The 16,790-nt window shown below is 64.4% G+C and carries 14 protein-coding genes and 2 riboswitches; of the genes, 9 read left to right on the top strand and 5 right to left on the bottom strand.

The annotated features are described in order from the left end of the window. Nucleotides 1–17: 17 nt before the first annotated feature. On the bottom strand, nucleotides 18–935 hold the full coding sequence (locus tag DQW77_RS12005; protein ID WP_113258472.1) for an MBL fold metallo-hydrolase: 918 nt from the start codon (nucleotides 933–935) through the stop codon (nucleotides 18–20). 494 nt (nucleotides 936–1,429) lie between these two features. Between DQW77_RS12005 and DQW77_RS12000 the strand changes: the two genes are divergently transcribed. From DQW77_RS12000 to gltX, 4 genes are all read left to right on the top strand, one after another. Then, on the top strand, nucleotides 1,430–2,131 hold the full coding sequence (locus tag DQW77_RS12000) for a class I SAM-dependent methyltransferase (RefSeq protein ID WP_147094970.1): 702 nt from the start codon (nucleotides 1,430–1,432) through the stop codon (nucleotides 2,129–2,131). Next, complete coding sequence (locus DQW77_RS11995) at nucleotides 2,118–2,798, top strand: class I SAM-dependent methyltransferase (protein WP_181711252.1); 681 nt, start codon at nucleotides 2,118–2,120, stop codon at nucleotides 2,796–2,798. Before DQW77_RS12000 ends, DQW77_RS11995 begins: the two co-directional genes overlap by 14 nt. 33 nt (nucleotides 2,799–2,831) lie before the next feature. Beyond that, nucleotides 2,832–4,166 carry an MFS transporter gene (locus tag DQW77_RS11990; protein ID WP_113258469.1) on the top strand — a complete coding sequence of 445 codons (1,335 nt, stop codon included), beginning with the start codon at nucleotides 2,832–2,834 and terminating at the stop codon, nucleotides 4,164–4,166. An 84-nt stretch (nucleotides 4,167–4,250) separates the two neighbouring features. Beyond that, on the top strand, nucleotides 4,251–5,576 hold the full coding sequence (gene gltX, locus DQW77_RS11985; RefSeq protein ID WP_113258468.1) for a glutamate--tRNA ligase: 1,326 nt from the start codon (nucleotides 4,251–4,253) through the stop codon (nucleotides 5,574–5,576). A 61-nt stretch (nucleotides 5,577–5,637) separates the two neighbouring features. Here the strand turns inward: gltX and DQW77_RS11980 are convergent, their stop codons facing one another. Continuing rightward, nucleotides 5,638–6,237: a gamma-glutamylcyclotransferase family protein gene (locus tag DQW77_RS11980; protein WP_113258467.1), complete on the bottom strand. Its 600-nt coding sequence runs from the start codon at nucleotides 6,235–6,237 to the stop codon at nucleotides 5,638–5,640. 73 nt (nucleotides 6,238–6,310) lie between these two features. Here DQW77_RS11980 and DQW77_RS11975 point away from each other — a divergent pair, with 73 nt between their 5' ends. From DQW77_RS11975 to gcvP, 4 genes are all read left to right on the top strand, one after another. Next, nucleotides 6,311–6,763 (top strand): Rrf2 family transcriptional regulator, encoded by a 453-nt coding sequence (locus DQW77_RS11975; protein ID WP_113258513.1) that lies wholly within the window; start codon nucleotides 6,311–6,313, stop codon nucleotides 6,761–6,763. Between the two features lie 30 nt (nucleotides 6,764–6,793). Next, a riboswitch (glycine riboswitch) is annotated at nucleotides 6,794–6,880 on the top strand. Continuing rightward, a riboswitch (glycine riboswitch) is annotated at nucleotides 6,881–6,963 on the top strand. An 83-nt stretch (nucleotides 6,964–7,046) separates the two neighbouring features. Then, nucleotides 7,047–8,171: a glycine cleavage system aminomethyltransferase GcvT gene (gene gcvT, locus DQW77_RS11970; RefSeq protein WP_113258466.1), complete on the top strand. Its 1,125-nt coding sequence runs from the start codon at nucleotides 7,047–7,049 to the stop codon at nucleotides 8,169–8,171. Nucleotides 8,172–8,206: 35 nt separating this feature from the next. Then, nucleotides 8,207–8,566, top strand: a complete 360-nt coding sequence (gene gcvH, locus DQW77_RS11965; protein ID WP_113258465.1) for a glycine cleavage system protein GcvH — start codon at nucleotides 8,207–8,209, stop codon at nucleotides 8,564–8,566. Between the two features lie 140 nt (nucleotides 8,567–8,706). Next, complete coding sequence (gcvP, locus tag DQW77_RS11960) at nucleotides 8,707–11,556, top strand: aminomethyl-transferring glycine dehydrogenase (RefSeq protein WP_113258464.1); 2,850 nt, start codon at nucleotides 8,707–8,709, stop codon at nucleotides 11,554–11,556. A gap of 15 nt (nucleotides 11,557–11,571) precedes the next feature. Here gcvP and DQW77_RS11955 read toward each other — a convergent pair whose 3' ends face one another. Together DQW77_RS11955 and DQW77_RS11950 are read right to left on the bottom strand one after the other, a co-directional pair. After that, the gene (locus DQW77_RS11955) at nucleotides 11,572–14,091 is read right to left on the bottom strand and encodes an ABC transporter permease (protein ID WP_113258463.1); all 2,520 of its coding nucleotides are present in this window, start codon (nucleotides 14,089–14,091) and stop codon (nucleotides 11,572–11,574) included. Next, nucleotides 14,088–14,777, bottom strand: a complete 690-nt coding sequence (locus tag DQW77_RS11950) for an ABC transporter ATP-binding protein (protein ID WP_113258462.1) — start codon at nucleotides 14,775–14,777, stop codon at nucleotides 14,088–14,090. The genes DQW77_RS11955 and DQW77_RS11950 overlap by 4 nt, the downstream gene beginning before the upstream one ends. On the opposite strand from DQW77_RS11950, the gene DQW77_RS11945 reads away from it, so the two are divergent. Next, nucleotides 14,776–15,459, top strand: coding sequence for an arylesterase (locus tag DQW77_RS11945; protein ID WP_113258461.1), 684 nt, complete (start codon nucleotides 14,776–14,778; stop codon nucleotides 15,457–15,459). The two genes, DQW77_RS11950 and DQW77_RS11945, sit on opposite strands and share 2 nt — an antisense overlap. A 45-nt stretch (nucleotides 15,460–15,504) precedes the next feature. On the opposite strand, the gene DQW77_RS11940 is transcribed toward DQW77_RS11945, so the two are convergent. Then, complete coding sequence (locus DQW77_RS11940) at nucleotides 15,505–15,711, bottom strand: cold-shock protein (RefSeq protein ID WP_113258460.1); 207 nt, start codon at nucleotides 15,709–15,711, stop codon at nucleotides 15,505–15,507. Between the last annotated feature and the right edge of the window lie 1,079 nt (nucleotides 15,712–16,790).

Genomic DNA, 16,790 nt, shown 5'->3' with positions numbered 1-16,790 from the left:
CGCGCCCAACCCCGGATTCAGCCGTCCAGAACCAGTTGATAGCTGGTGGGCATGTAGCTGAAGCCGCTGCCGGACTTGTTCACGAAACCGGTGCCCGGCCACGGCATGTGGTATCCCACGAACGGCACACCGTCGGTGGCAAGCATGTCCAGCATTCGCCGCCGGGTGGCCGCGGCGGCGGACTTGTCCATATCGAATTTCACTTCCCAGTCAGGATGCGCCAGCGACCACAGGTAGTGATTCGCGAAATCTGCCGCGACAAGAAGCTGCGCTCCCTCGCTTTCGATCATGTATGTCATGTGCCCCGGCGTGTGCCCGAAGGCGGCCATGGCGGTGATGTCGCCCGCCACGCTGTCGCCGTCATCGAGCATCGTCATTCGGTCGGCGAGGGGACGGACCTTGGTATTGAAACCGTCACTATCAAAGCCGGACCAAGCGTTGAATTCGACCGCCCCGGTCACATAGCGCGCGTTCGGAAAGGTGGGGGTCTCGCCGCGCGTCAGCCCGCCGATGTGGTCGGGATGCATGTGGGTGATGACCACCACGTCGACCTGCCCGGGCGAGTAACCGGCCGCGGATACGGCGGCTTCTATGTCATCGCCGGTATAGCCGGTGTCGAAGAGCACGAGTTCGCGCCCGGTATTGACCATCGTCGGGGTGAAGAAAAACCTCGACCGGTCCGTAGGTATGCGCCCGGCTTGTGACACGTGTTCGAAGGTTTCGGCGTTGACGTTGAGGCCAAAGATGTCATGCGGGTTCGGCACCGTGCGTTCGGCGGCCAGAAGCGTCGTGACCTCGAAGGTGCCGAGGCCGAAACGGTTGAACGGGCTGCGGCCCTGTCCCAGCATTGGCGCACCGGCAAGGGAAGGTCTGGTGGCGATAGCAACCGGCAGGGCGGCAGCTGAGGCGAGCATGGAGCGTCTGGTATAGGTCATTCGCAATCTCCTTTGTTTTTCCACTGTATAGCGCCGTGGCGCGGTGACAGGGTATTGAATCACGCCATTGTGACATTCCGCGTGTGAGCTGTCTGTCGCATACGCCGTTTTTGCGCCACGCTTCACAGGGACTGTCCGATCAAGAAAGCGGGTGCGATGGCTGTTTCGCGCGCGAACGGCTGCCCAATGCCCCGCGCGTCGCTCATCATGTCCCATCCGCCGGATTGGTGATCGAGGGTGGTCCGGTGCCCGTCAGGCAGGACATCCCGATTTGGCATGCCGTGGTGCAGCGCGATTGCGTGCCAGCCTCGCGGTTGGAGCCACCGGCGCCCTGCGTGCTTCCAGTGACCGGTGCGTCCCGCAGCATTCGGCGGACGCCAATGAAAGACCTTGGCCCGCGGCTTCAAGCAGTCGTATAGTCGGGCATGAGGCATACAGGGCAAAGCCGCATGCAAAGCGGCGCCCGGACTGGATGTTTAGGCAGGAGAGTGGACATGCGCAGAAGGGTTCAGAAAGCATTCGAGCAGAGAGATTGGTCCGTGGGCGGGAAATGGCCGGTTTCGGGACGAGGGTCCACGCTGGAGAATACCGAGCGGCTGAGACGGGCATTGCCGGGGATCTTTGAACGCTATGGCGTCACTACATTCGTGGATGCGCCCTGTGGTGACTGGTACTGGATGCAGCATGTGGATTTGAGCGGGATCACGTATATCGGGGCCGATATCTCCTCGAATATCGTCGAGGCCAACCGCGAGGCGCATGCGGCCCCGAACCGGACCTTCCTGCATCTCGACATCACGTCGGATCCTTTGCCGCAAGGGGACCTGTTCCTGTGCCGCGATTGCCTGTTTCACCTCAAGACATGGCTGCGATGGGAATTCTTCCGCAATTTCGCCCGGTCAGGCAACCGGTACCTGCTGACCACAGTCGTACAAACACCGGAAAACCGGAACTTGCGCAACAATGCGAAATTCGCCGCCTTCAATCCCATGCTTCCACCCTACAGTTTCCCTGATCCGCTGGAGATCATTCCGGAAACGGCCGATGATCTGACGCTTGAGCAGATGCAGGAGACGAAAGAGGGTTACAGGCACCGGGCCTCCTATCTTTGGAGCCATGAACAGGTGGAGGGCGTGGTGGCCGCCCACGATGCCGCCAGCGGCGAGTCGACCGGAGACAGGGATGGCGAAGATTGACGTGAACTGTTCAAGGATGTCGAGACAGACGGAACTGGCCGAACGTGCGCCGCAAAGACATTGCGTTCGGGTCAGGATGCTGGGCCTGATGCCCAAACGCGGGCGCTGTGCCGAGATCGGGGTCTGGGACGGGAAATTCTCGCAGGTCATCCTGGATGAGACCGACCCCGTGGAGCTTGTCCTGATCGATCCCTGGGATCTGCTTGCCGATGGTGGTGAAGAAAGTTTCGTGCATTCCAAATGGGGCGATACCGGCCAGATGGGCGCGATGCATTCGGAGGTGGCCGCGGCCTACGGGCACCTGCCGCAGGTCGACCTGCGCAAGGGATATTCGGTACCGGTCCTGGAAAGCTATCCCGACGGGTATTTCGACTGGATCTACATCGACGGCAATCACCGCTACGAGCATGTTCTGGCCGATCTGCGGATCGCCGCGCGCAAGCTGCGCACCGGCGGGATCATCGCGGGTGACGATTTCTTCTGGAAGCAGGACGAGCGGCTGCATGTGCGCGATGCGGTCCTGAATTTTCTGGAGGAGGTCGGTTACGGCCGGAAGTTGGCGGTACTGCCAAAGAACGGACCGCTTGAGGGCCCGGTGAAGGCGCCTTCACGGCTGGGCCAGCAATTCATGATTCCGGTCGGCGAGGCGGTCAGGGCTCGGCTCTGACCGGTCCGCACTTTCCGTACAGATGGGGGCGCGATGATCCACATCCTGCGTAACCGAACCTATGCCACCCTGTTTGCGGCGCAGGTTATCGCGCTATTGGGGAGCGGCCTTCTGACTGTCGGGCTGGGTCTCATGGCGCATGACCTGGCCGGTACGCGGGCGGGGCTGGTTCTGGGCGCGGCGTACACGATCAAGATGGTGGCTTATGTGGGGTTGTCTCCGATTGCGCAGGCGCTCGTGCAGAACCTGCCTCGCAAGGCGGTGCTTGTCGGTGCCGACATGGTGCGCGCGGGTGTGGCCCTGTGCCTGCCCTTCGTGACCGAGGTCTGGCAGGTCTATATCCTGATCTTCCTGCTTCAGGCGGCCTCGGCGACCTTCACGCCGGCCTATCAGGCGCTGATTCCCGATGTCTTGCCGAAGGAGTCCGATTACACGCGCGCATTGTCCCTGTCGCGGCTGGCCTATGATCTGGAAAATCTTCTCAGCCCGGCATTGGCGGCGTTTCTGCTCACGGTGATGAGTTATAGCGGGTTGTTTGCAGGGACGGCGGCAGGCTTCGCCGGATCGGCGCTTCTGGTATTGGCGGCGGCAGTGCCGCGGTCCCATCCTGGCGGGGGCGGGAGGCGATTCCGTGAAAGGCTGACGCGCGGCATCGGCATCTACCTGGCAACTCCGAGGCTGCGCGGGCTTCTGGCGCTGAACCTCGCGGCGGCCGCATCGGGTGCCTTCGTTCTCGTCAACACCGTTTTGATCGTGCGCGAAGGCTTTGGCCGGCCCGGGGCGGATCTGGGAATTGCGATGACGGCTTTCGGAATGGGCTCGATGGGCGCGGCGCTGATGATCCCAAGGCTGCTGGATCATCTTCCCGATCGGCGGGTGATGTTTGCCGGTGCGTGGGGATTGGTGGCGCTGACAATGCTGGCCGGTATGGTATTGACAATTCACGGGTTGCCGGGCTGGCCTGTGTTCCTTCTGGGCTGGGTGGCGATCGGGTTCTGCTATGCTGCGGTTCTGACCCCGGCGGGAAGGCTACTGCGCCGGTCCGCGCATGCCGAGGACCGCCCAGCGGTCTTCGCGGCGCAGTTTGCCCTCAGCCATGCGTGCTGGCTGCTGAGTTACCCGTTGGCCGGATGGGTGGGACAGGCGGCCGGGCTGGACGTGGCTCTTTTCGTGATGGGCGGGCTGGCCGCGGCTGGGGGCGTCGCCGCACGTATCGCGTGGCCGGCTGACCTGCCGCGTGCGCCCGAACACACCCATGAGGACCTGCCACCAGATCATCCCCATCTGCGCGCCCATGGCGGAAACCGCAGCCACGCCCATGAGTTCATCATCGACGACGAGCACCGGGTCTGGCCGACACAGGGTTGAACATGCCGGGCGGGCCGCAAGGGGCGCAATCTGGACAATCGCGCGGGGCTGTGACATTGCCCACGCCAACGAGGAGCCCGCACCATGACCACCACCCGTTTCGCCCCGTCACCGACCGGCCACATCCATGTTGGAAACCTGCGCACCGCCCTTTTGAATTTCCTGATTGCGCGCAAGGCGGGCGGGCAGTTCATCCTGCGCATCGACGACACGGATCCGGAGCGGTCCAGGGAAGAATATGTCGACGCGATCAAGGAGGATCTGGAGTGGCTGGGCCTGCATTGGGACCGGGTGGAGCGGCAATCCGAACGGCTGGACCGTTATGCCGAAGCTGCCGACACGCTGCGTGGAATGGGCCGCTTCTACGAGGCGTTCGAAACCCCGACGGAGCTGGACCTGAAGCGCAAGAAACAGCTCAACATGGGTCGTCCGCCGGTCTATGACCGGGCGGCCCTGTCGATGACCGGGGACGAGAGAGAGGCCCTGCGCGCCGAACGCGGCCCGGGTGTCTGGCGCTTCAAGTTGGATCAGGAGCGGATCGAATGGGATGACGGCATCCTGGGTCCGGTGTCCATCGACGCCGCCAGTGTTTCCGACCCGGTGCTGATCCGGGGCGACGGCCAGGTGCTCTATACTCTGGCCTCGGTCGTGGACGACATGGAAATGGGGGTGACAGACGTGGTGCGCGGCAGTGACCACGTCACCAACACCGCCACCCAGATACAGATCATAGAAGCCTTGGGAGGCACCCCGCCACGTTTTGCACATCACTCCTTGTTGACGGGCCCACAAGGCGAATCCCTTTCGAAACGGCTTGGCACGCTGAGCCTTCGTGACCTGCGCGAGCGCGGCGTGCATCCCATGGCGTTGCTGAGTCTTCTGGCGCGGCTCGGATCGAGCGATCCGGTGGAGTTGCGGACCGATATGGAAACCCTGGTCGATGGCTTCGATATCACCCGCTTCGGTGCCGCTCCGACGAAATTCGACGAAAACGACCTGTTTCCGATGACGGCGCGGATCCTTCAGGAGACACCGTTCGAGGAAGTGCGCCAGACGATCGCGGCCATCGGCGTGCCCGACGGCCTGGCGGCGCGGTTCTGGGCCGTCACGCGAGACAACATCACAACGCTCAATGATCTGGAGGCGTGGTGGATCATGTTCCGCGATGGTGCGGAGCCGGCGATCGCCCCCGAGGATGCCGATTTCGTGGCCCACGCGATGCGCCTGCTGCCCGAGGGCCCATACGATGACGCGACATGGAGCGAATGGACCGCTGCGGTAAGGGATGCGACGGGGCGCAAGGGGCGGCCACTTTTCATGCCGTTGAGGAAGGCGCTGACCGGGCAGGAGCGCGGCCCGGAAATGTCGCAGGTGCTGCCGCTGATGCAAAGAATACGTGCTGCGGACTGACCGCTTTCGAGGGTCTTGCCTGCTTGGCGCGGTGTGGAGCCGACAGAGCGTCTGCCAGCGATCAGCTGGTCATTGGCCGGATGCCACGCTCCGCAAGGCAGGCATCCACGAAGGCACGTTCTTCCTCGTTCAAGTGCCGATGGCGCGGATAGATCGGGTCGGCGCGATCATCCAGAACCGGCGCCTCCCACCCGTCTGTGGTGGCAAAAAAGCGCTGCGCGCCATCCTCGCCGAACTCTCGCAGGTAGCCTTGAACCACGGTGTCTATATAGCTCAGCAAAGCGGGATGTGCCTGCGACGGGGCGCCGTGCTTGCCTTCGGGAATTGAATAGACAGCGATCTCGGGCCGGTGGGTGAGCCGGTGCTCGATCTGATGGGAGGCCGCGACGCGATCGTAGGCGCTCTCGCGCTCGTCCAGGGCGGCCCAGTCGAGCCGCGGCACTTCGGCGATCAGCCCCTCGATGACGCCCCCGGGGTCGGGCACCACGGTCAAGAAGGCAACGGGGCGCAGCGTGGTGTGGCGCCAGACCCGGCGCCAGCCCTTCAAGCGTGCGGGATGTGCGCCGTCGAAATCATGTGTTTCGCGGTTCACCAGGCTGCCGTAGCCGAAGAAATATGCATGTCCGGTATATGTTATCGGTGCACCCTTGATCTGGATCATGTCGTTCCCCCGTCTTTTGCAAGCAGGATCGAAGGAATGCAAGGAGGGGCGGGGGAAGGGCTCGGGCAAAGACATGCGCATTACAAAACGCACAAATATCGCAATGCGGGTACTGATGTTCTGTGGTGTGAACAAGGACCGGCTGGTCACGAAAACGGAGATCGCCGCGCGCTGCAATGCCTCGGAAAGCCATCTTGCCCAGATCATCAACCAGCTTGCTCAGTTGGGGTATCTCCGCACGCACCGGGGGCGCAATGGCGGCATCGAACTTGCGCGCGGGACTACCGACATCACCATCGGCGAGGTGTTTCGCGCGCTCGAGTCCCCGATGCCGATAACCGAGTGCTTTGCCGATGTTGACAATACCTGCCCCCTTGTCAGCGCCTGCCGTTTGAAGGTTGCGATCTCGGACGCCGCCGAAGCGTTCTACAGCCATCTCGACCATATTAACCTGGAGACGCTGGTGTGCCGCAACGCAGCCCTCTTCGAAATCTTCCTGCCTGTGGGCTGCGCCAAACAGGGTTGATTGGCCGGTGCCGGCATACTATCGTGCACATACATCGGATCGGGAGAACCGGCTGAGCCGGTGCCGAAGGAGCAACCGCCCCGGAAACTCTCAGGCAACAGGGACCGTTCCGACATGACAGGCAACTCTGGAGAGATCCCGGATCACGTCCGGGGCGCCGAAGGGATAGCGATCTCAGGCGAAAGGACAGAGGGGGCATCGGGACGCGGCCATGAAGGCCGTGCGCCATCGGTGTCCGCGAGATCCAAAAGGTCCGCGCGGCAGGCAAAGGGGAGGCCGGGCCATGAGCGATCTTGAGACAACACCACTGACGGCTCTGCACCGTGCTCTGGGCGCGAAGATGGTCCCTTTCGCCGGCTACGAGATGCCGGTCCAGTTTCCCGCTGGCGTACTCAAGGAACACCTGCACACGCGGGCTGCCGCCGGGTTGTTCGATGTAAGTCACATGGGTCAGGTGATCGTGCGCTCCGGGGAGAGCCGCGAATCCGCTGCGGCGGCGATGGAAGCGTTGCTTCCGGTCGACGTTCTGGACCTGCCGGAGGGGCGACAGCGTTACGGCGTATTCACCAACGAGACGGGCGGGATCCTCGACGACCTGATGCTGGCCAATCGAGGCGATCACCTGTTTCTGGTGGTCAACGCGGCCCGCCGGGATCACGACATCGCGTATCTGCGGGCGGGTCTGCCCCGGTGCACGGTCGAGGAAATCACGGATCGGGCGCTGCTTGCGTTGCAGGGACCCGGGGCCGAGGCGGTACTGGCGGGATTGGTGCCCGGTGTCGCGTCAATGCGGTTCATGGATGTCGGGGTTTTCGGCAGTGACCACGGCGAGCTCTGGATTTCACGCTCAGGCTATACCGGCGAGGACGGCTACGAGATTTCGGTCGGGGCTGACAAGGCCGAGACACTGGCAAGGGCGCTGCTGTCCCATGAGGATGTTGCTCCGGTCGGGCTGGGGGCGCGGGACAGCCTGCGGCTGGAGGCCGGGCTTTGCCTTTACGGCCATGACATAGACACGAACACCACGCCGGTCGAGGCCGGGCTTGCCTGGGCAATCCAGAAAGTCCGCCGCCGGGGCGGCATCCGCGAGGGCGGCTTTCCGGGGGCGGAACGTATCCTTGACGAGCTGGAAAACGGTCCGGCCCGCCGGCGCGTGGGACTGCGCCCTGAGGGCCGGGCACCGATGCGCGAGGGCACCGAGCTTCATGCCGTCGAGGAAGGCAGCGACCCCGTGGGGAAAATCACTTCGGGAGCCTTCGGACCAACCCTTCAGGCGCCGATGTCCATGGGTTACGTGCCTGCGGACATGGCCCGGGAGGGCACCCGTCTTTACGGCGATCTACGCGGCAGGCGGCGGCCGGTGACCGTGACGCCGCTGCCTTTCGTGCCCGCCGGTTTCAAACGCTGAACCCAGAAACGACAGGACTTGGACAGGAGACAGGAATGAAATTCACCGAGGAACACGAATGGCTTCGCGACGAGGACGGTGTGATCGTGGTCGGGATAACCCAGCACGCCGCCGAACAGCTGGGCGACATCGTCTTCGTTGAGCTGCCCGAACCGGGCACCGAGGTGTCGAAGGATGACGAGGTCGTGGTAATCGAAAGCGTCAAGGCCGCGAGCGATATTCTGGCGCCGCTGGATGGCGAGATCACGGAGGTCAACGAGGCGCTGACCGACGAACCCGGAAAGGTCAACGAGGATCCGATGGGCGATGCATGGTTCTTCAAGATCAAGGCGGCCGAGCCCAGCCAGATGGACGACTACATGGACGAGCCCGCTTACCAGGAGTTCGTGGGCTAGGAAATGCGCCCGGCCGTGCAAGGCTTCCGCCGGCGAATGCGTGGGTCTCCACGACGGTTTTGCCAGCGGGAAAATCCGGACCAAGCAGAAGCGGGCGCGTCCGGCAAAACCGGCCCCGCATCAGTTGAAGGGAAAACGACATGCCGTTCAAACCGACCGACTACCTGCCATATGATTTCGCCAACCGGCGTCATATCGGACCCTCCCCCGAGGAGATGGCGCAGATGCTCGAGGAACTGGGCGCCCGGACACTTGATCAACTCGTGGACGAGACCGTTCCGGAAGCGATCCGGCAGGAGGAACCGCTGGATTTCGGCAAGCCCAAGTCGGAGCGCGAATTGCTTCACTACATGCGCGGTATCGCGGGCCGGAACCGGGTCCTGACGTCGCTGATCGGGCAGGGGTATCACGGCACGGTGACGCCGCCTGCAATCCAGCGCAACATCCTGGAGAATCCGGCCTGGTATACCGCCTACACTCCCTACCAACCCGAAATCAGCCAGGGGCGGCTGGAGGCGCTGTTGAATTTCCAGACGATGATCAGCGATCTGACGGGGCTGGAGATCGCCAATGCCTCCCTGCTGGACGAGGCCACCGCGGCGGCCGAGGCGATGACAATGGCGCAGCGGGTGTCCAAATCGAAAGCGCAGGCGTTTTTTGTCGACGAAAACTGCCATCCGCAAAACATCGCTGTGATGAAGACGCGCGCGGCGCCACTAGATATAGAGGTGATCGTTGGCCCACCCGGTGACGTTCCGGCCGACAAGGTGTTCGGTGCCGTTTTCCAGTATCCCGGGACATACGGGTACGTACGGGATTTCACCGAGCAGATAGCTGCGCTGCACGAGCACAAGGCGATCGGGATCGTGATCGCCGATCCGCTGGCGCTCACACTGCTCAAGGAACCTGCCGCCATGGGGGCAGATATCGCCGTGGGCAACACGCAGCGTTTCGGTGTGCCGATGGGATATGGCGGACCGCACGCAGCCTATATTGCCAGCCGCGAGGCCTACAAGCGGGCCCTGCCGGGGCGGCTCGTGGGGGTGAGCGTGGACAGCCACGGCAACCGGGCCTACCGGCTGGCCCTGCAGACCCGCGAGCAGCATATCCGGCGCGAGAAGGCAACCTCGAACGTGTGCACCGCGCAGGCGCTGCTGGCGGTGATGGCCTCGATGTACGCCGTCTTTCACGGCCCCAAGGGCCTCAAGGCGATCGCGCAGCGCATCCACCGCAAGACGGTGCGCCTGGCCAAGGGGCTGGAGGCGGCGGGCTTTCACGTCGAACCCGAGGCGTTCTTCGACACGATCACTGTGGATGTGGGCCTGCTGCAGCGCGGGGTTCTGCAATCGGCGGTGCGCGAAGGTGTGAACCTGCGCAAGGTGGGGGACACGAAGATCGGCATCACGCTTGACGAACGCACCAGGCCCGAGACTGTGGAACAAGTCTGGCGCGCCTTCGGAATCGTGATGAAGGACGATGATTACACGCCCGAGTACCGTGTGCCCGACAAGTTGCACAGGAAATCGGATTACCTGACCCACCCGATCTTCCACATGAACCGCGCCGAGACCGAGATGATGCGCTACATGCGGCGCCTGGCGGACCGCGACCTGGCGCTCGACCGGGCGATGATTCCGCTTGGGTCTTGCACCATGAAACTGAATTCCGCCGCCGAGATGATGCCGGTAAGCTGGCGCGAGTTCTCGCTGCTGCATCCCTTCGTGCCGGCCGATCAGGCCGAGGGGTACCGCGTGCTGATCGAGGATCTGAACGCCAAGCTGTGCGAGATCACGGGCTATGCCGCGATCTCGATGCAGCCGAATTCCGGCGCGCAGGGCGAATACGCAGGGCTGCTGACGATATCGGCCTGGCATCGCGCCAATGGAGAGGGGCATCGCAAGGTCTGTCTCATCCCGATGAGCGCGCACGGCACCAACCCCGCGAGCGCGCACATGGTCGGCTGGGACGTGGTGGTGGTGAAATCAGGGGAAACCGGGGATATCGACCTTGAGGATTTCCGCGCCAAGGCCGAGGCCCATTCAGAAAACCTTGCGGGATGCATGATCACCTATCCTTCAACCCACGGGGTATTTGAAGAGACGGTGCGCGAGGTCTGTGACATCACGCATGAGCATGGCGGGCAAGTCTATATCGACGGGGCCAACCTGAACGCGATGGTCGGGCTGAGCCGGCCGGGTGATCTTGGCGGGGATGTGAGCCATCTCAACCTGCACAAGACCTTCTGCATTCCCCATGGCGGTGGCGGGCCCGGCATGGGCCCGATCGGGGTCAGGGAACACCTCGTGCCGCATTTGCCGGGACATCCGGCAACAGGCGGCGATGAGGGACCGGTTTCCGCGGCACCCTACGGCTCACCCTCGCTCTTGCCGATTTCCTGGGCCTATTGCCTGATGATGGGCGGCGAGGGTCTGACCCAGGCCACGCGGGTGGCGATCCTCAACGCCAACTACATCGCCCGGCGTCTGGAGGGGGCCTATGACGTCCTCTATCGCGGCCGGCAGGGGCGCGTGGCACATGAATGCATCCTGGATACCCGACCCTTTGCCGAAAGCGCGGGCGTGAGCGTGGACGACATTGCCAAGCGGCTGATGGATTGCGGATTCCACGCCCCCACGATGAGCTGGCCTGTCGCGGGCACGCTGATGGTGGAGCCGACCGAGAGCGAGACCAAAGCGGAGCTTGACCGGTTCTGCGATGCGATGCTGGCCATCCGCGAGGAGATCCGCGAGATCGAGGAGGGCCGCATGGACCCGCAGAACAACCCCCTGAAGAACGCGCCCCACACGATGGAGGATCTGGTCCGGGAGTGGGATCGCCCGTACAGCCGTGAACAGGCCTGTTTCCCGCCCGGTGCCTTTCGCGTGGACAAGTACTGGCCGCCGGTCAACAGGGTCGACAACGTCCATGGTGATCGACATCTGGTGTGCACCTGTCCACCGCTCGAAGAGTACGCCGAAGCCGCCGAGTAGGCACGGCGCCCCGGATCATTCTCGCCCGCGAAGAACGCGGGCGGGTCGCGCGGCCAGCGGGGGCCAGGCGAAGGCGAGTCCGGCCAGGAGGGTCACGACGATACCCCCGCCAACAATCGCCAGCGCAGCAGGCCAGATCACCGTGAACTGCGTGTCCATCACGAACCGGCTGACCGCCCATCCCCCCAGAATACCGGCCCCGAGCGCCACCGCGCCGGCGGCCGCGCCAAGCAGCGCCGCGCGCAAGGCGAGGCTTTGCAGGATACTGGCCCGGGAGGCCCCCAGAGTCTTGAGGATCGCTGCCTCGTAGACACGTGCCGGGCTGTCGGCCGCAGCCGCGCCGATGAGCACCAGAAACCCGGTCAGAAGCGTCACGGATGCCCCCCATGAAGTGGCCGCCGCCAGCCCGGCCAGCAGTCCCTCGACCCTTGAGATCGCATCGCGCACCCGGATTGCCGTGACGTTCGGGAAAAGCCCGGTCACATCACGCAGGATCGCGCCCTCCGCGGACCGGTCAGCATAGACCGTGGCAATGAAGCTGTGCGGCGCACCGGACAGCGCGGCGGGGTTCATTGCCATGATGAACCCTATCCCGGCGGTCGAGAAATCGACCTCGCGGAAGCTGGTCAGGGTCGCCGTGATGTCCCGCCCGAGTATGTTGACGGTGATCTCGTCGCCGAGAGAGAGCCCCATTTCCGCGGCCTCCTCCGCGGCGAAGCTGACCTGGGGCGCTCCGTCATAGGCCGGCCCCCACCATTCGCCCGCGGTGATTGTCGTGGTTTCCGGCAGCGGGCCGGCATAGGTCACGCCACGGTCTCCCTCCAGCACCCAGTGATCTCCTGCCACCTCCCGTGCCGGGCGCCCGTTGATGCGTGTGATGATGCCGCGCAGCATCGGCGCGCTCTGGATGCGGGTGACATCCGGGTCGGCTTGCAGGCGATCGCGAAACGCCGGCATCTGGTCTTTCTGAAGATCGACGAAAAAGAACGCGGGCGCTTTTTTTGGCAGCTCGCGGGTGATGGCGCCGCGCAGGTTGCCATCGATCTGCCCCACTGCTGCAAGGACTGACAGGCCCAGCCCCAGCGACAGGACCACCGGGGTGGCTGCGCTGCGCGGTCCGCCGATGGCGCCAAGCGCCCAGGCAAGCGGAGGGAAGTGCCGCACCGCGGGGCGCACCAACCGGGCGGTCTGTCCGATGAACAACGCGGTGACCGCAAGGATCGCAAGCGCCCCGGCGATGCCGCCCGCCGTCCACAGCGTCAGAAAAGCCTCCCCGGAAAATCGGATCGCCGACACCAGCAGCAGCCCGACCAGCCCGCAACTGGTCAGCAGGAATGGCAAGGGCGGCAGTATGCGGGCCCGATCCAGTGCATCGCGGAACAGGGCCGCTGCGCGCACCTCTCCGGTGCGGGCCAAGGGCCAGAGCGTGAAGATCAGGGCGGTGAGTGCGCCGTAGATCGCGGCCTCGGCAAGGGGTGCGGGATGCACGGTGAACACCGCCGGCACTGGCAGGCGGGCCTCGATCACGGGGGCCAGCAGGATCGGCAGCCCGGCACCCAGCAAAAGCCCCGCCGCGATCCCGACAAGTCCCAGCAAGCCGATCTGGATAAGGTAGATCAGGAAGATCAGGCGCCGCCCGGCCCCCAGTGTGCGCAGGGTGGCTATCACGCCGGTCTTGCCGGACAGATAGGCGCGGATGGCCGCAGATATGCCCACGCCGCCCACGGCCAGCCCGCTGAGTCCCACGAGGACCAGGAACGCGCCGAGCCGATCCACGAACTCGGCCACACCGGGGGCGCCGTTGCGTGCGTCACGCCATCGCAGGCCGCTGCCACTCAGGGCTTCCTCGGCGCCGGCCTTCACTGTCTCCGGATCGGTGCCCGGCGGCAGGTCGAGCCGATATTGAGAGGAAAACAGGGTGCCGGGCTCAAGCAGCCCGGAACCGTCAAGATCTCCCAGACGGACCATGCTGCGGGGCCCCAGGCCGAATCCGCCGATTGCATCGTCGGGCTCGTCGACAAGCGCCGCCATGAGACGGAACTCGCGGGTGCCGAGGCGGAAACTGTCACCGACTGCGAGTTCCATCTTGTCGATCAGAAGCGGGTCCATGACCGCTCCGGGCAGGCCGTCTCGGCCGTCAAGCGCCCTGCCCAGAGGCATGGCTGGATCGAGCCTTACCTCGCCCAGAAGCGGATAAGCCCCGTCTACCGCCTTCACCTGCGTCAGGCCGCGTTCACCGTTGGGCGCCACCGCCATGGAACGGAAATCCACGATCTCAGAAACCCGAGTGGAAACGTCCTCCATCCAGGCCCGTTCGTTTTCCCCGGCGAAACGGTAGGTCAGCTCGATTTCGGCGTCTCCCCCGAGAAGCGAGGCGCCCTCGCGGGCAATCCCGGCGGAGATGCTTTCCCGAATCGACCCGACCGCCGCAATTGCCGCGACACCGAGGACCAAGCAGGCAATGAAGATACGGAAACCCCGTAACCCGCCGCGCAATTCGCGGATCGCAAGCCGCAGGGCGAGGGGCAATTTCATGCGTTGGCCTTCTCCGGAGCGGTGATGCGGCCATCCCGCAAGGTGACAACCCGGTCACATCTCGCCGCCAGGTCGGGCGCATGAGTGACCAGCACCAGGGTTGCGCCGTGGCGTTCGCGCAGCCCGAAGAGAAGATCGACGATGGCGCGCCCGTTGGCTTCGTCCAGATTGCCGGTGGGCTCGTCGGCAAGGATCAGGTCAGGGCGCGGCGCGGCGGCGCGGGCCAGTGCGACGCGTTGCTGTTCGCCGCCGGAAAGCTGTGCGGGATAGTGATCGGCGCGGTCGGCAAGCCCCATGGCCGCCAGTTCCTGCGCGGCCCTCTCAAAGGCATCGCCGCGGCCGGCGAGTTCAAGCGGCGTGGCCACGTTTTCCAACGCGGTCATCGTCGGGATCATGTGGAAGGACTGGAAAACCACCCCGATATGATCACGCCGCAGGCGCGCCAGCGCATCCTCGCCCATACCCGAAAGGTCATGCCCGAGCGCCAGGACCCGCCCCGAACTGGCGCGTTCCAAGCCCCCCATCAACATCAGCAGCGTGGATTTGCCGGACCCAGACGGGCCGACAAGCCCCACTGTCTCGCTCCGGTGGACATCCAGCGTGATCTCGTGGAGTATCCTTACCGGCCCCGCGTTCCCGGTCAGCGTGAGGGATGCGCCGGCAAGCGACAGCAAAGGAGTGGCCATGGTCTTGCACCTGATTGCAAACGGTTTTTCGAAATATGGTGTGGCGGGGCTGCGGGGCAAGGCGGCGGCGCTGATTATCTGCCTGTTCATGACTGCGCCGGGATGGGCCGGGCCGGTAACGGTACTGGCCATGGGTGACAGCCTGACCCAGGGCTATGGGCTTGTCGAGTCCGAAGGCTTCGTGCCGCAGATGCGGGGCTGGCTGGCGGAGCGGGGCGCCGACGTGGAGCTGATCAATGGTGGCGTCTCGGGCGATACGACGGCGGGTGGAGCGGCGCGCGTTGCGTGGAGCCTGACCGAAGATGTGGATGCCATGATCGTGGCACTGGGTGGCAACGATCTGCTGCGTGGGATCGACCCGGCGGTGAGCCGTGCCAACCTCGAGGCGATTCTGCGCGAGGCGAAGGCCCGGGATGTGGCGGTCCTGTTGGTCGGGATGACGGCGCCGGGCAATTACGGACCGGACTACAAGGCGGCTTTCGACGCGATTTATCCGGACCTCGCGGACAAGTACGGCACGCTCTTTTTCGAGAGTTTCTTCGCAGGCCTGGGCACGTCGGATCCGGCGGCGGCGCGGGATTTCTTCCAGCCCGACGGTATCCACCCCAATGCCGGGGGCGTGGCGCGGATCGTGGACGCGATGGGGCCGGCGGTCCTTCGCCTGATCGACCGGGCGAAATGAAAACGGGCCCCTGAGGGGCCCGAAAAAATCTGTTTTTCCAGTGGGTTACGCCAGGGCGATGTTCGCCGCCGATTCGCGGCCGTCGCGGCCGGCTTCGATGTCGAACGTCACTTTCTGGTCATCGGCCAGGCCGGTCAGACCGGCGCGTTCCACGGCCGAGATGTGCACGAACACGTCCTTGCCGCCACCCTCGGGCGCGATGAATCCATAACCTTTGGTCGAGTTGAACCACTTTACGGTGCCATTGGCCATACCGTTGTCTCCTTCGTTTTATGCTGCCCGCGTTGGTGCGGCAGCCCGGCTAGTCAGTGCAAGATCGAGTGACTGAGCCGTAAGGAGTCAGATGGTCGATAGTGATAACGTCGCGTGAAATACATGGGGCCGCGTGGCCGATAACGCAAGGAAAAAATGGTCCGCGCGGATTGAACAGTTTGAGGATTGTGTCCCGGGGTCTTGAAGTGTTTTGCCGGCCGCGACCGCCGGAGGATCCCGGGCAGCGGGCGGCCCGGCGCGGGCGGGACCTTTCTGCCGGCACCGTGAGCGGATGAGGTGGGGGGTGGTTTCACCCGTGGTGTGACCCCGTTGACGGTCCGGGAAGATGTAAGGCCCGTGGGAAGCACCGGGTGAAGCCCACGTGACGGGGCGTGAGGACCCGCTCGAGCGCTGAAAATGAATGGAGACACCCACCCTGCGGCTTGCCGGCTCAATCCGGCGGAACCAAGACCGGGCGCACCGGGTTGAGGGGCTCCGACAGTGGCTGGCATAAACCGAAGAACCCGGAGCTTGGACCGCCACCCGGTGGTCTGGCGATCATGCAGGCTCTGCCGATGGGTTGGTGTGGCGGGTTGAAACCCGCCCTGCGCCGGGCCCGTGCCCTGTGGTTCATCCGACCGCACCTCGGCGCGACCGACCAGCTTGTCCCAACGGAGCTGCCGGAATGAGGTAAAATCGAGGTCGGACAGGTCCTGATCGGGGAAGGCCTTGGCTTTTTCTTCCGTGGTCATGGCCGAGACCCGCGCGGAATCGAGGGCCGTCAGGCCCGCCGCGCGATCGCCGACGCGCCCCCACGCGGCGGCGATTTGGGGGCCCTAGCAGCCCCTGTGATGGATCAGCGCATATGGTGGTCCTGTTTGGGCCCGCCAGCCGTTTCCGAGCGCCTGCACCATGTGCCGCAAAGCCGGTGGGACGTGCCGGGGGTCTTGACTGAACTGATGCGGTGGATGCCCCCACCTGACGGCATCCTTTATGCCATAATAGTTCGATTGGAACTTAGCGGAGGGCACACCGATGACGACGAATATCAGCATGCTGGCGATCGACCTGGCGAAGGG

Origin of the sequence: Roseovarius sp. TE539 (assembly GCF_003298505.1) — a bacterium.
Lineage (GTDB): Bacteria > Pseudomonadota > Alphaproteobacteria > Rhodobacterales > Rhodobacteraceae > Roseovarius.
This window is presented reverse-complemented; position numbering and strand designations above follow the sequence as displayed.

Coding starts and splice junctions, on each gene's coding strand:
- DQW77_RS12005 (WP_113258472.1), bottom strand. CDS start 935: ATGACCTATACCAGACGCTCCATGCTCGCCTCAGCTGCCGCCCTGCCG.
- DQW77_RS12000 (WP_147094970.1), top strand. CDS start 1,430: ATGCGCAGAAGGGTTCAGAAAGCATTCGAGCAGAGAGATTGGTCCGTG.
- DQW77_RS11995 (WP_181711252.1), top strand. CDS start 2,118: ATGGCGAAGATTGACGTGAACTGTTCAAGGATGTCGAGACAGACGGAA.
- DQW77_RS11990 (WP_113258469.1), top strand. CDS start 2,832: ATGATCCACATCCTGCGTAACCGAACCTATGCCACCCTGTTTGCGGCG.
- gltX (WP_113258468.1), top strand. CDS start 4,251: ATGACCACCACCCGTTTCGCCCCGTCACCGACCGGCCACATCCATGTT.
- DQW77_RS11980 (WP_113258467.1), bottom strand. CDS start 6,237: ATGATCCAGATCAAGGGTGCACCGATAACATATACCGGACATGCATAT.
- DQW77_RS11975 (WP_113258513.1), top strand. CDS start 6,311: ATGCGCATTACAAAACGCACAAATATCGCAATGCGGGTACTGATGTTC.
- gcvT (WP_113258466.1), top strand. CDS start 7,047: ATGAGCGATCTTGAGACAACACCACTGACGGCTCTGCACCGTGCTCTG.
- gcvH (WP_113258465.1), top strand. CDS start 8,207: ATGAAATTCACCGAGGAACACGAATGGCTTCGCGACGAGGACGGTGTG.
- gcvP (WP_113258464.1), top strand. CDS start 8,707: ATGCCGTTCAAACCGACCGACTACCTGCCATATGATTTCGCCAACCGG.
- DQW77_RS11955 (WP_113258463.1), bottom strand. CDS start 14,091: ATGAAATTGCCCCTCGCCCTGCGGCTTGCGATCCGCGAATTGCGCGGC.
- DQW77_RS11945 (WP_113258461.1), top strand. CDS start 14,776: ATGGTCTTGCACCTGATTGCAAACGGTTTTTCGAAATATGGTGTGGCG.
- DQW77_RS11950 (WP_113258462.1), bottom strand. CDS start 14,777: ATGGCCACTCCTTTGCTGTCGCTTGCCGGCGCATCCCTCACGCTGACC.
- DQW77_RS11940 (WP_113258460.1), bottom strand. CDS start 15,711: ATGGCCAATGGCACCGTAAAGTGGTTCAACTCGACCAAAGGTTATGGA.